Source organism: Marinobacter sp. (assembly GCF_039977835.1).
Taxonomy (GTDB): domain Bacteria; phylum Pseudomonadota; class Gammaproteobacteria; order Pseudomonadales; family Oleiphilaceae; genus Marinobacter.
Genome location: NZ_JBDWCL010000013.1, coordinates 113,410 through 127,652 on the forward strand (window position 1 = coordinate 113,410; position 14,243 = coordinate 127,652).

At 60.5% G+C, this 14,243-nt stretch carries 9 protein-coding genes; 3 read left to right on the plus strand and 6 right to left on the minus strand.

The annotated features are described in order from the left end of the window. Positions 1-73 precede the first annotated feature (73 nt). Positions 74-799 (plus strand): proteasome-type protease, encoded by a 726-nt coding sequence (locus ABJM11_RS05740; RefSeq protein WP_348295955.1) that lies wholly within the window; start codon positions 74-76, stop codon positions 797-799. A gap of 15 nt (positions 800-814) precedes the next feature. Here the strand turns inward: ABJM11_RS05740 and ABJM11_RS05745 are convergent, their stop codons facing one another. The 5 genes from ABJM11_RS05745 to ABJM11_RS05765 are packed head-to-tail and all read right to left on the minus strand — an operon-like array spanning position 815 to position 9,223. Further along, on the minus strand, positions 815-1,915 hold the full coding sequence (locus ABJM11_RS05745; protein WP_348295956.1) for a lipocalin-like domain-containing protein: 1,101 nt from the start codon (positions 1,913-1,915) through the stop codon (positions 815-817). Beyond that, a complete protein-coding gene (locus tag ABJM11_RS05750; RefSeq protein WP_348295957.1) occupies positions 1,912-4,167 on the minus strand; it encodes an ABC transporter permease in 2,256 nt (751 codons plus the stop codon). The genes ABJM11_RS05745 and ABJM11_RS05750 overlap by 4 nt, the downstream gene beginning before the upstream one ends. Positions 4,168-4,170: 3 nt before the next feature. Then, on the minus strand, positions 4,171-4,839 hold the full coding sequence (locus ABJM11_RS05755) for an ATP-binding cassette domain-containing protein (RefSeq protein WP_348295958.1): 669 nt from the start codon (positions 4,837-4,839) through the stop codon (positions 4,171-4,173). Beyond that, positions 4,839-7,985, minus strand: coding sequence for an efflux RND transporter permease subunit (locus tag ABJM11_RS05760; RefSeq protein WP_348295959.1), 3,147 nt, complete (start codon positions 7,983-7,985; stop codon positions 4,839-4,841). Before ABJM11_RS05760 ends, ABJM11_RS05755 begins: the two co-directional genes overlap by 1 nt. Next, a complete protein-coding gene (locus ABJM11_RS05765; RefSeq protein WP_348295960.1) occupies positions 7,982-9,223 on the minus strand; it encodes an HlyD family efflux transporter periplasmic adaptor subunit in 1,242 nt (413 codons plus the stop codon). The genes ABJM11_RS05760 and ABJM11_RS05765 overlap by 4 nt, the downstream gene beginning before the upstream one ends. Before the next feature lie 267 nt (positions 9,224-9,490). Here ABJM11_RS05765 and ABJM11_RS05770 point away from each other — a divergent pair, with 267 nt between their 5' ends. Further along, complete coding sequence (locus ABJM11_RS05770) at positions 9,491-10,558, plus strand: GGDEF domain-containing protein (protein WP_348295961.1); 1,068 nt, start codon at positions 9,491-9,493, stop codon at positions 10,556-10,558. 70 nt (positions 10,559-10,628) lie between these two features. Here the strand turns inward: ABJM11_RS05770 and ABJM11_RS05775 are convergent, their stop codons facing one another. Then, positions 10,629-12,644, minus strand: coding sequence for a TonB-dependent receptor domain-containing protein (locus tag ABJM11_RS05775; protein ID WP_348295962.1), 2,016 nt, complete (start codon positions 12,642-12,644; stop codon positions 10,629-10,631). Between the two features lie 249 nt (positions 12,645-12,893). On the opposite strand from ABJM11_RS05775, the gene gdhA reads away from it, so the two are divergent. Further along, the gene (gene gdhA / locus ABJM11_RS05780) at positions 12,894-14,243 is read left to right on the plus strand and encodes an NADP-specific glutamate dehydrogenase (RefSeq protein WP_348295963.1); all 1,350 of its coding nucleotides are present in this window, start codon (positions 12,894-12,896) and stop codon (positions 14,241-14,243) included.

The window sequence follows — 14,243 nt, forward strand, 5'->3', positions numbered from 1 at the left end:
GACACATCACCCCATGTTTTCTGCAGCGAAAGGGGTAAACTGGGCGAATTCCGAATCACCCGAGGGTAGCCCGATGACTTATTGTGTGGCGATGCGGCTGGCCGATGGTCTGGTATTCGCATCCGACTCCCGCACCAACGCAGGCTTTGACCAGATCTCGACCTTCCGCAAAATGCATGTCTTCGAGCAGCCCGGGGAGCGGGAACTGGTGATTCTGTCTGCCGGCAACCTCGCCACCAGCCAGAGCGTGATCAGCCTGCTGGAGAAACGCGCAGGCTCCGAAGTGCCCAACGTTTTTTCCGCTGCGTCCATGTTCGAAACCGCAGAAATTGTTGGCAAGACCATTCGTGAAGTTATCCACCGCGACAACCCGGAAGGCAAGGTCAACCATGTGGATTTCAGTTGTTCACTGATACTGGGCGGCCAGATTCGCGGCGAAGAAGCGCGGCTGTTCAACATCTACCCGGAAGGCAACTTCATCGAAGCTACCAAAGAAACCCCCTATTTCCAGATCGGCGAGTCCAAGTACGGCAAACCTATTCTGGACCGGGTGGTGAATTACCAGTCCTCCCTGGACCGGGCCTACCAATGCGCGCTGATCTCGTTCGATTCCACCATGAAAAGCAATCTGTCCGTGGGTATGCCCCTGGATGTGGCGATCTACCGTAATAACGAACTGAAACCCTGTTTCATTGACCAGGTGGATGAACACAACGAGTACTTCCATCAGCTCCGCCAGCAATGGCACCAGGGCATCCAGGAACTGGTCTCCGGGCTCCAGCCCCCGGTCATTCGGTAAAGCCTCCCGCGCTATCTATTCGCTGTAGCCGGTCAGTTCCATATAACCCACCCCCTGGTGAGATCCGGTGACCGAAACCGGGCTTTCCCAGTACGGATAAAGCCCGGTATTCCAGTAATTGCCGGGCGGCGCTGCGATCGTCAGGTCCACACCATGCCGGGGAATGGTCAAACGCCACTCAACAGGCACCCGGCCTTGTTCCGAGGCCTGCCAGCTGGCTGGTGACAGGGTCAGATCCTCACTGTCCAGCGCCTCGACGTCGCCCCCGGCCGTGATCCAGCTGCCGGCCAAGAAGGCACCGTCGTCCTCGCGCAGGCGAAATCCCATCAGCTTCTCGCCACCGTCCAGATGCAGAGCAAACCAGTCCCAACCCTGCTGGCCGGCCTTGAGAAACTGGCTGCTCCATTCACGGTCAAACCAGCCCTTACCGGAGACCTCAAGGGTTTCCTCATCAAGCGTCACCGTTCCCTCAATCCGCAGATCCACCAGACTGAAATACATGGAGCCTTCGCCACTGGCGGACTTGGCACTGAAGCCATTGTCGCCATGGGCCACAACCCTGTCGGTGTTGCTGAGCCGCAGGTCGTAGGCCCAGCCATCCCCCTGCAGCTGTAAACGCCAATGATCAGAGTCTGGCACCGATTTCAGCTGCCAGTCATCCAGCCAGACCCGGAATGGCTCCACCGTGGCGCCCGCATGACCCACATCGCCACGAGCCAGTTTCTCGGCGAACCAGTGTTCACCGTTAAACGACACTGCACCATGGGCCATCCAGGCGGCTTCCAGAGGCCAGTGGTCAGGGTCGGGGGGTTCACTTTCGACGGCTCTGGGCTGCAGGGCCTGACGGAACTGGGTCCATTGCACGCCCAGGGGCTCACCGTCGGCGGTTTTCAGGTTGGCGGTGAGATACCACCACTCGATGCGATGCTGCGGATGAGGCCCCCAGTCCTCGGGAAAGGTCAGGGTATCGCCGGGCTGCGGTTGCAGGAAACCGGATTGGTCCACGTCTCCTGGCTGTTGGGCCAGCCCGGCGAAACCGTTCCCGGTTGAGGGATCCGAGCAACCTGCGGCCACCATGGCCAAAAATAGCGTAGTAAAACCGGCACCTAGTCTCATGCTTTCACCTGTTTGCCACTTTCCCGGTGAATCAGCTGCCGACGCATCAGGCGTGCTACCACAAGGCCCGTGATTACCGCCACAAGCCCCAGCTCCAGCCAGAACCCGGGGTACAGCGCCATCGGCAGTGACCAGCCAAACGCCAGCGGGTTGATACGGCTGACCAGCACCCAGGTCAGCCAGATGCCCAGCGGCAGGGCCGCAAGCGTGACTGCCAATGTCAGGGTGACCGACAGGCGCCGCAGCTGGCTGCGAACGGCTCTGGCAGGCAGCCCCCATATGCCCAGCAACCGGAAGTACCAGACGCGTGTGGTGAAAAACACCCAGCTCATGATCAACAGAGCGACTGCGGCCAGCACCAGCGTCAGCAAACTGATCGCCCGGGTGAGCAGGAAGGTCTGGCCGAATACCCGCGAAGCCAGGGCGCGGACGCTCGCGTTATCCCTGACAGTGACATCGGTTACATTCCAGACCTCCGCAAGCTGCGCACGGATATCAGCCATGGGCAGTTCGCCGGGATTCACCGAGAAGCTCTCGAAACGCGTGACAAAACCCTCCGGCAGGGCGGCCCCGGCCATTAATAGCTCCCCGGCCGGGCGGCCATAGTCGGCGTAGATGGCCACCACTGCGACGCTGATCGCAGTGTCCGCCACCAGCACTTCCAGAGCCTGCCCTAATTCAAGCTGCCGGCGACGGGCCAGTTGCTCATTGACCATCACTCCACCCTGTTCAAGTTGTTGCCAGGGTTTATCCACGCTCGCCAGCAGGGTCCAGTCCGAGACAAGGTCGCTGATGGGCGCCAGCGCAAACAGATCAACGGGCAAGGTTCTATCGTCACTACCAGCACCATCACTACTGATGATAGCCTCGCCACGGAGCACCCGATGCCAGGACCCGACACCTTCAAGAACCCGCAATCGGTCCGCCGCCAGCCCGGCATCCGCGCCGGGCGGCACTTCCACATAGAATTCCGCCTCAAGGCGCTGGGCCAGCCAGTCGTCGAAGGTGCTTTCGAAGGTTGTCACCAATGCCTGGACTGCCAGCACGGTTGCCATGGCGAACTGCAGCGCCACCACCGGCAGCGCCAGATGCCGGAACATCACCGCCAGTTCCCGACGACGCCAGCGTGTGAGCGGCCCCGCACCGTCCGGATGGGCACGGTCCGACAGTCTTTGCGCCAACCAGGCCAGCATGCCAGGAGTAAGCCAGCCGGCACCGATAAACGCCAGCGCTGTACCCGCAAAAACCCGGGCCAGATCCGATGCCAGCGCAACAACCGCCAACCCGGCCACAAGAACCAGCACGGCAACCAGGCGGCCGCGATTTGAACTGACAGCCCCCTGCCAGCGCTGCGGCACCAGCCAGTCCACCAGACAAACCGCTAGCACCAGCAACACCATGACCCCGGCGGCCTGCCAGGGCAAAGCCTCCGCAGAACCGGCATAGAGAGTGACATCAAACAGGCTGTCGAGAGCCTGCCCGAAACCACCGCCCAGCATTCCCGCCAGTTTTGCACCCAGCCAGAGCCCGGGCAGCACACAAATCCCGGTCAGCACCACCAGTTCCAGAGCCAATAACTGTTGCACGCGCCGGACGGGTACGCCGAACCGGAACAGCAGTTCAAAACTGCTCTGGCGCTGTGCTATGCCCAGGCGATGCACGCTGCGTACCAGCAGGCCGGTAATAAGCAGTACCAGCAGGCTCAGTGCATCCAGATTGAGCAGAAAACTGTCTGCCAGCTCACCCGTGGGTGGGCCCAGGGAAAACTCCCGTAGCATGTAGCTCTCGGGCAACGTCACGTTTTCATGTTTGGCAAGCAGGTAAAGCCGTCTGTCGTATCCTTCGCTGGCAAGCCTTGCCGCCTCCGCGATATCAAGAAACGGTGCACCATCCAGCTCCCCCGAATCCCCACCAGGGGTCGCGTCGCCAAAACACCCCATGGCCAGGGGATCGATACCGATGGCCCGGCCCTCGGGAGGTGGGCGCTGTACTTCCAGCCACGGTGCGATGCACAAACCGGCCATTCTCAGGCGCGCGAAGTCTTCCACGTTGACTGGCTGGCCGTCCGCGCGCACTACCTGGACCCGGGCCGCCACTGCTTCTTCGCTCTGGAACAGGCTGCTACGGGCCTGCTCTGTCAGCACGGTAACCCCTGTCCACAACATGGTGGCCAGAATAATCATCACCGCCAGGGCCGCCAGCTGGAAGGGATGGCGGCGATAATGGCTGACGAAGGCCCGTACAAGCATCATCAGCTAGTGGGTTCCGCTCAGGTCGAGCAAATGGTCACAACGGCCAGCGAGTTCGCGATCATGGGTGGCCAGGACCAGAGCGCAGCCATTGTTGGCCTGCATGTCAAACAGGCACTCGGCCACCTCATCGGCAGTATGGCGGTCAAGGCTCCCGGTCGGTTCATCTGCCAGTATCAGCGCCGGCGACATGGCAAATACCATAGCCAGTGCTGCGCGCTGGGCCTGGCCGCCGGAAACCTGGTCCGGATAACGATCAGCCTCGGCGCCCACGCCCAGGCGTTCCAGCCAATCGCGTTCGTCACCGCCTGTGAGGCCGGCCAGGTGTGTGCGCAACCGGACATTCTCTACCAGCGAGAGAGCCGGCATCAGATTCGCATCCTGGAACACCACACCGATGGAACGTCGCCGCAACTCTGCCCAGCGTGTGGCGAAACCGCGATTACCAGAGCTGTCAAAGGATTCCCCTGCTACTGTTATGACGCCCTCGTCCGCTCTTTGCAGGCCACACAGCAGGTTCAGCAGGGTACTCTTGCCGGAACCAGAGCGGCCGACAACCGCCAAAGACTCACCTGGCAAGACTCCCAGGGTCAGGCCGCTGAGCACGGGCAGCCGTTGCCCACCACTGATAAACCCTTTGCTCAACCCTTCTGTGGCCAGTACCGGACCAGACATTAAACGCTCCGCTGGATAGTGGGTTCCGGTTCTTCCCCGCGTCGGTGGGCGCGCCATTCCCGGAACTGTTCAAGATAAGACAGCAATGCCGGAATCACCGCCAACACCAGCAAGGTCGACAACCCCAGGCCAAAGGCGATGGAGGTGGCCATGGGGATCAGGAACTGGGCCTGCAGTGAGGTTTCAAACAACAATGGTAACAGACCACCAATGGTGGTCAGGGAGGTAAGCAAAACCGCCCGCACCCGCTGTACCGCGGCCTCGTTAAGAGCGTCGGTAATGCCCAGCCCTTTCTTTCGCTGCTGGTTGTAAAAGGCCACCAGAATAATAGCGTTGTTCACCACAATGCCGGACAGGCCAAACAGGCCGAACAGGGAAAGTATGGTGAGCTGAAGCCCCATCAGCCAGTGGCCGATCAGGGCCCCGACCAGGGCAAAGGGAATAATGGCCATCACTATCAATGGCATGCTCCATGACGCAAACACCCAGGCCAGGACCACATACATCAGCCCCAGGCCGATGATCAGGCCGGTTTGCATGTCCTCCATGGTTTCACGCTGGTCGGCCGCCCGGCCCTCAAAGCTGTATCGCAGGTTGTACTGACTGGCCAGTGACGGCAGTACGTTCTCCTCCAGGCTGGCAATAATCTGGTCGGCGGTGCTGACGCGGGTATTCAGGGACGCTGTGACCTCCACCGACAACTGCCCCTCCGCATGCCGCAGGGCCTGGAAGCCCTGACGGTGATCCAGATTCATGACCTGGGTGAGGGGCACGAAGCGACCGTCCGGAACCCGCACGGTAAGCTGCGAGAGTGTCGCCATGCTTTCACGCTGGTGGCGTGGAAGTTGTACCCGCACCTCCACTTCATCACGCCCATCCTGGTAAATCTGGGCAATACGACCATCAAACGCCGCCCGCAGCTGGCGCCCCAGGTCATCTGTGGTCAGCCCCAGCGCCTCACCGTGGGCGCTGACCTGATAGATAAGCTGCTCCCGCCCCCAGGGCATGTCATCTTCGGTATCCAGTACTCCGGGCAGGGTGCGCAGGGATTCATTGAGAGTTTCCGCCGCCGTCTTGAGGTCGATGGCGCTCTCTCCCGTCAGCCGCACGTTCACATCTTTGCCCGGGGGGCCAGACTGGCGCTCGGAGATGGTGAGGTTATCGAGTCCTGCAGGCCGGTTCAGACGGTCCCGCCAGGCCGTGATGAATTCCGGGTTGCGAACGGAACGTCGGTCCGAGGGCACCAGCTCCACCATGATAGAGCCCAGTTCATCCCCCGTACGTGTGGTGCCCTCAGCACCCTGACTGGTGCCGTGATTGGCCACCGAGTGCAGGATCAGGTCGCCCCCGAGTGCCTCCTCGGTTTCGTTCAGCGCATGCTGCATCCGGGCGATGAAGTCGTTCACGGTTTCGCGGTTGGTGCCGGCCACAAAGCTCGCATTGGCATACAGGACCGACGGCTCCGGTGTGGGGAAGAAGTTGAACCCGAGCCGGCCGCCAACCAGCAGTCCCAGCGTCAGCAGTGCGACAGCGAGCGCCGAAGCCAGGGTAAGGCCCCGGTGCTGCAGCGTGTAGCGTGAGATCTTGCGAAAAGGCCCGTCGCGGAAACGGTCGAAACCCGATTCAAATCGGTTACGCACACGTTCCACCGGGCCGGGGCCGGTCTTCCTGCGTTTGCCGGGGATGAAGGCGTGGCGCAGGTGCGCCGGCAGCACGATAAAGCACTCCAGCAACGACGCGATCAGCACACAGATCATCACCAGGGGGATATCCCCGAGGATATTACCGATGACACCCCCTACCACCAGCAGCGGCATAAAGGCCGCCACGGTGGTCAGTGATGACGCCAGTACCGGCCACACCATCCGCCGGGCAGCCCCCTCTGACGCGTAGATGGACTCCTCCCCCATGCGTGCGTGGGCGTCAGCGTCCTCGCCCACCACAATGGCATCGTCCACGATCACCCCCAGCGCCATGATCAGCGCAAACAGGGAAATCATGTTGATGGAGCCGCCAATGCCCCAGAGTACCGCCAGCGCCGCCAGAAAGGCTGTGGGAATTCCAATGGCCACCCACAGGGCGACCCGGCCCGGCAGAAACAGGTATAGCAGGATAATGACCAGGACCAGGCCTCCCATGCCGTTCTTGATCAGCAGGGAAATCCGGTCATCGAGTAGCTGCCAGGTTTCGTCGTAGACTTCCAGTTCCACGGACGGCGGCAGCACCGGACGGGTATCCGCCAGCCAGGCCTCCAAAACCCCGGCCGCCTCCAGCGAATTGCCGTCCTCCGCCCGCTGGAGCTGGAGCTCGACCGCCGGAAGCCCATCGCGGGTCAGGTTCACCTGACTTTCGCGCGCTTCCTGGCGGATGATGGCAATGTCGCCCAGGCGCAGTTGAATACGTTCACCGCTGAGCACCGGCAGGGTTTCAAAGTCCTGGGGGCTGCGGCGCTGTTCCACGGACCGTAGTTCACGGGTGGCGTCCTGTTGCCCCATCATTCCCGCCGGTAAGTCACGGGAAATAGCCCCTACACGCTCTGCAATCTGGTCCAGCGACAGCCCCAGGGCTTCCAGCCGCTCGACCGGCACATCAATACTGATCTGCTGCTCCGGCAGGCCGCGAATGGATACCCGGTCAATACCCCGGGAAAGCAGCTCATCTTCATACCGGAAGGCCAGCTGGCGAAGCTCCGACCGATCCAGGTCACCATAGACCAGCAGCCGGCCCACAGGCTCGTAGCGTTCAAAGCGGGTCACCTGCGGCTCTTCCGCTTCCGCCGGCAGATTGTTGAATTCATCGACTTGCTGGCGCACATCATCCAGCGCCTGGATAGGGTTGGTATTCTCGGTAAATTCCAGGGTGATGGACGACACCCCCTGGGCGGAGGTGGAGGTCATTTTCTTGAGGCCCTGAACGCTGCGAAGTCGCTGCTCCAGAGGGTTGGTGATGCCCTGCTCCACGTCCTCCGCTGAGGCGCCGCTCCACACCACCCGGACACTGACAATATCCAGTGCAAAATTGGGGAAGAACTGGATGTTCATCCGGGTCAGCGCCAGGGAGCCACCGAGCAGCATCACCAACATCATCAGGTTGGCCGCTACCCGGTGATGTACGAAGAAACCGATGACACCGCGGCGGCGCCTCATTCGACCGCCTCAGGCGCGGCGCCGGCAAGTTCCACTTTCAGGCCCGTCATGGCATTGGGGAGATGGGTAGTAATCAGCGAGTCGCCGGCCTCCAACCCCTCGGCGGACACCACCACACGGCGCTCACCGTTCGAACCTCTGGCTTCTCCCAAACGTTTCACGGTAACGCGCTGCATCCGGGAGTCACCGGTCATTCGGTAGACACTGTCGCTGCCATAGAGAGCACTGTAAGGGACGGCAATGGCATTCCGTGTTGGCGGTCTTTCCAGAGTAACCGGGAGCAAACCACCCGGGCGCAGCCCCCCGGCTCCTCCCCTCAACGTGAGAATCGCCTCGGTTCCCGCAGGATCACTGGTTCCTGCAAAGCGGGAGAGGATAAATCGATGCCGGCCATCATCCGTAACCGCTTGCAGTTCCTCGCCGGCATCCAGGGCTTTCAGCAACTCCTGGCGGAAGACATCCGGTACCCGGGCTGTCAGTTCCAGCCCCTGCTCCGGGTAGACCGAAAGTAACCTGGCGTTCTGCGATACACGATCACCCTCTGCCACCTGGATATCCGTCACGATACCGTCGAAGGGAGCACGCACGGTGGCTCTCTCTGCGTCGCGGCGCGCGGAAGTCAGGGCTGCCTGGGCACGGGCAAGCCTGGCCTCCAGGCTTTGTATGCGGGAGGGGTGCTCGTCCACGGCCCGCTGCCTTGCCGTAACCGTCAGGCGGGCACGGGCAAGAGCGTCGGAGGCGGCCTCGAGCGCTTCCTGCGAGGTCAGGTCCCGATTGACCAGCGATTGCGTTCGCTCGAACTGCCGCCGGGCATTTTCCAGAATGGCTCGCTCACCTTTGAGCGCATCGCGGTCGGTGGCATAGCGCACCACTTCCGAGGCCAACTGGGCCTGAAGATCTTTTACGTCGGCTTCTGCCTGGGCAACCAGGGGTTCCACATCTGCCTCATCCAGGGCGACCAGCAACTCGCCCGCTTTCACCCGTTGCCCTTCCCGCACCGGTCGGCTGCCAATTCGTCCTGCCAGAGGCGAGGCAATGGTGGTCTGTTCCGGCGCAACCACTTCGCCATACAAGGGTAATACCGGTGTGCGGGTATCCGGGGTCACCGTCATAACCTCAACGAGCCAGCTGCGCTCTCTGGCACTGACCGTTTCCGGCTCGGGCCTGGTGACCTTGAGCAGAATGAAACCGGCAACACCCATGGCAAGTATCAGTAGAGGAACAAATCGCTTTATCATGATTATCCGGCCGATGGCGGTGAGGAAACCTGGATAAAATCCGGCTTCTTACTATACAACCCGAACCCGCTTCTGGATCCGAATCTGACATGGTGCGTCAATATAGCGCATGTGGGATCAATGTCAGGACAACTTAGACTTTAGTCTTAAATTCCATCACTTTCTGTTGAGAATCTGATCTAATCCACGCTTCTTGCTTGTGCTCATTTTATCTACACATTCCACGACCCGGAATCAGCACGCTCCCCGCTGCCACAGACCTAGCACATGGATAGCTATAAAGCCCCCCTGAAAGAACTGGCGCGCCCCTACCGCAAGGCGGTGCTGAAGGCGCTGTTGGTACTGTGCGTCATTGGCGCCATACTGTTCTCGTCCATGAATTTCCTTAAAGGCAGCTACCCCCTTGCCTTTGTTGAAATCGCAATGGGCATCTATTCCGTCGTCGTTTACCGGGCCATCCGTCATACCCGCCACCTGGAACGCTGGATCCTCGCCTATCTCATCCCATTTTTCATCGCCATGATGTTTGCGATGGCAACCCCGCGGGCGACGTCCTCTGCTCATGCCTGGGTGCTACTGATACCCATTATTTCCCACCTTCTAATGGGCCGACGACTGGGGTTGGCCGTTTCTCTCTTCTTCATGAGCGTCGCGGCAGTGATCTTCCTGTTCAGGCACCTGGACCGACCAGAAATGATGCAGGCGCTGCCGATCACCAACATTGCCGTGATCTCCATGTGCATTCTGGTGTTCTCGCATGTGTACGAAGTAACCCGGGAAACCTCCGAGCGCCAGCTCATGAAAATCGCCCAGACCGATCCGCTCACCGGCCTGGCCAACCGCGCACGGCTCAGCGATGTTTTTGAGCAGGAAAAACACCGCGCACGGCGATACGGCTCGCCAGCATCCATTCTGGTTCTCGACCTTGACCACTTCAAGGATGTAAACGACGACCACGGCCACGAAACCGGCGACCTGGCGTTGCAACACGTTGCCCAAATTTTCCGGGAATGCCTGCGCGCTACCGATCTGGCTGCCCGCCTGGGAGGCGAGGAATTCGGCGTTCTGCTCAGCAACACCCACAGCCGGCAGGCGCTGGAGGTCGCTGAAAAAATTCGCGCCACCGTAGCGTCCACGCCCGTGCACATCAATAACAACGTAATTCGCCTGACAATCAGTGGCGGCGTCGCCGAATTTGGAACCGACGGCGACACTCTGCGAGAGCTGGTGCGCGAGGCGGATATCCGTCTCTACAAGGCCAAGGAGGCAGGTCGCAACCGGATTGTCCCCGCGTTTTCTCCATCAGCAACAACTCAACAAAAAAGCCCCGGGTGACGGAGTTGGTTCCACCCGGGGTACGATGTTACCCCCAGCTATGAAATGGGGGTAACCGCCATAAAAGGCCTTACCACCTGGCTGTCAACGCAGCACGCAGGGTCCGGCCAGGCTCATTCACCCGCACGGCTTCCGGATTGAAGGGGTCGGTATTGGCGCGGCTGACGTGGGGTGCCCAGGTGTTATCAAACAGGTTGTCCACCGCCCAGCTCAGACTGAGGTAGTCCGCCAGCGGGTGGCTGCCGGACAGGTTCAGCACTCCATAGCCAGGTGACGTACCGGCGTCCTGGCCGGACTCCAGATCCACACGGTCCTGCCTGCGCGCAAGCATCCACTCCAGCTCAACCGCATGGCCCCTATGCTGCCAGCCAAGGGTCTGGATAAACTGCACAGGCGGAATCCGGGGCAATGCCTTGTCGTCATCCCGGTTTTCGCCGCGCACAGACGCCAGGCTGCTGTTGGTGTTCCAGGTGCCGTTGCTCCATCCCACCTGGCCCTCAACACCCATCAACCGGGCATCGATATTGCGGTAGACGCTGACCCCATCCGCGTTTCGGGTGCGAAGTACAAAATCATCAACCTGATCAACCCACACGGCAGGGCGCCAGTGCCAGCCGTTGCGCCGGCCCGGCAATGCCAACTCCAGCTTATGGTGTACCTCGGCGTCCAGGTCGGGATTACCCACCCAGCGCTTCGAGGGGTCCATATTGTTCCAGCTGGCAATGTAACGCTCGGTCACCCCCGGGCTTCGGAGACTGTGGCTGGCGGTAACCACCATTGACTGGATCGGAGAGAAACGCCAGTCACTGCTGACAAAACCACTGACATTGTCATCGTTTGCGTTGGTATCGGTGGTGCCGTAGATGCTCTGGTAGGCGTCGGCCGCCGACATGGCCATCATGCCACTACCAAACACTTTGTCAGCCTCCGCTGCGGACATCTCCACGCGGTCGTACCTTACACCACCGCCCAGCTGCAACTGCGGCGTTACCCGATAGAAACGTTCGGCGAAGAGACCGAAACGGTCCCGGTCCACGTCGGGCCAGAGTACCGAGGTGAGCACATCGAGGTTCGCCCCGCCGAACCGCTCGGCGTGCCAGTTATTGGTTTCAACATCAACGCCAATGGCCCAGTCCGTTCTGGCGTCCGGGCTCTGATCCAGTGTCAACCGGAGGCCCCTCGTTTCAGTCTCGGACGCCGTGAGCATTTTCATCATGGCATCACGAAGACTGAAGTTATCCATGATGTGGTCGACATCGGCTTGCCAGGCCAGCAGGTTCCACTCGCCGTTGGCCACCGGCGAACCAAGTTCCAGGCGCAGGATATCGGTATCGGTTTCCGGCGCATCCATGCCCGAGCCGGCGTATTTCACATCCCGTTCCTCCTGACGGCTGACCAGCCCTTTGATATAGAAACCGTTGTCTGCCTTCCAGGCGGCATCCAGGCGGGCTTCGGAGTTTTCGTAGGCACTGCGAACCTTGTTGCCGTCGCCGTCCTCGTAATCATCGGCCTCCTCATAACCGCCCGCCAGCCTCAGCCAGGCGCTATCGTTGCCAACAGCCGTACTACCATTAATCAGCTTGCCATCGCCATTGTCAGCGCCAGCAACGGTCAGATGCCCCGTCGTACTGGAGCCGTTGAAAGCCGGTGCAGCAGTGGTTGCAACCACCTGCCCCCCTGTTATCGGGCCCCAGCGCAGGGTCTGGTTGCTGGTGCGCACCTCCAGCAACGGCGCCAGTGCCGTACTCAGGCGACTGGTTGGCGGGTCCATACGGTTCGGGCAGGCTCCCTCCACCCGGATACCATCCAGCAGAACGTCCACGCGTTCCTGGCTCTGGCCCCGGACCACCGGCTCCAGCCCACGGCCACCCATACGCGAGAGAGAAACCGAGGGGTTGGCAGATAAGCGCTCCACGGGTTCGTGCGTCACCGCCGCCCTGTTAAGCCGGGTTATCTCCGCTGAACGACCTTCGGTCACCCTGATCAGCAGCCCGCCCGCTGTGTCAGCCTCTGCCTGAACGAAGGGGGCGATGGCACAACCGGCCAGGCTCAGGCCGATACAACGAGCCAGGTGTCTGATTACCATTTCAAAGGGCCCTTATAGCTGGATGAGTCACTGCAGGATCATTTCGACAGCCGCAATTGTATGGCGCCGCCCCAACCATGGCTTGAGACACAATGCCGCACCCCTGAAGGGGTACTCCGTTAAGGCGTGGCAAATAGCTCCATGTCCAGCTTGCCAATAACTGCTCTGTTGTGGTGCAATCATTGCCCTTTTTTTACCGACTGTATTTTTAGTCAGTCTTCAATACGCGCATTCCGAAGGGCTATTCCCATGACTGCAAAACTTGATGAAAAGCTGGAACCCATCTTCCAGGACGTACTGCACCGCAACCCGGGTGAAAGTGAATTTCACCAGGCTGTCCATGAAGTTCTGGAGACGCTTGGCCCTGTGCTGGTGAAGTACCCGGAATTTGCCGACAAGAAAATCATCCAGCGCATCTGTGAGCCCGAGCGCCAGATTATTTTTCGGGTGCCCTGGCAGGACGACAGCGGCGAGATCCACATCAACCGTGCCTTCCGTGTCGAGTTCAACAGTGCCCTGGGCCCCTACAAAGGCGGAATGCGCTTTCACCCATCGGTTTACCTGGGCATCATAAAGTTCCTGGGTTTCGAACAGATCTTCAAGAATGCCCTGACAGGCCTGCCCATCGGTGGCGGCAAGGGCGGCAGCGACTTCGATCCCAAGGGCCGCTCCGATGACGAAATCATGCGCTTCTGCCAGAGCCTGATGACCGAACTGTATCGCCACCTGGGCGAGTACACTGACGTTCCGGCCGGCGACATTGGCGTTGGCGGCCGCGAGCTCGGTTACCTGTTCGGCCAGTACAAGCGCATCACCAATCGTTACGAGTCCGGCGTGTTTACTGGCAAAGGCCTGGAATGGGGCGGCAGCCGCGCCCGCACCGAAGCCACCGGTTACGGCACCGTGTTCTTTACCCATGAAATGCTGAAGGCCCGCGGTGATTCCCTGGAAGGCAAAACCGTGGTGGTTTCCGGCTCCGGCAACGTTGCCATCTATGCCATCGAAAAAGCCCACGAGCTGGGTGCCAAGGTCATCGCCTGCTCCGATTCCGGCGGCATGATCGTGCACGAGAAAGGCATCGACCTGCAGACACTGAGACGCCTCAAGGAAGTGGAGCGTCGTCGCATCAGTGCCTATACTGAGGTTCATAAGGACGCGAGATACGTGGAAGGTGGCAACATATGGAGCATACCCTGTGACGTTGCCCTGCCATGCGCCACTCAGAACGAACTTAACGGTAAAGATGCAAAAACCCTGGTGGAGAATGGCTGCATCGCGGTCGCCGAAGGCGCCAATATGCCCACCACTCCGGAAGGCATCGATATATTCCAGCGAGCCAATATGGCTTATGGGCCCGGCAAGGCGGCCAACGCCGGTGGCGTTGCCACCTCTGCGCTGGAAATGCAGCAGAACGCCAGTCGCGACTCCTGGACCTTTGATTACACCCAGAAGCGCCTTGAGGAAATCATGATCGATATCCACAAGAACTGTTATGAAACGGCCGCCGAGTTTGGCGCGGAAGGCAACTATGTGCTGGGCGCGAATATTAAAGGCTTCCTGCGCGTTGCCAGGGCGATGAACGACATGGGCGTGATCTGA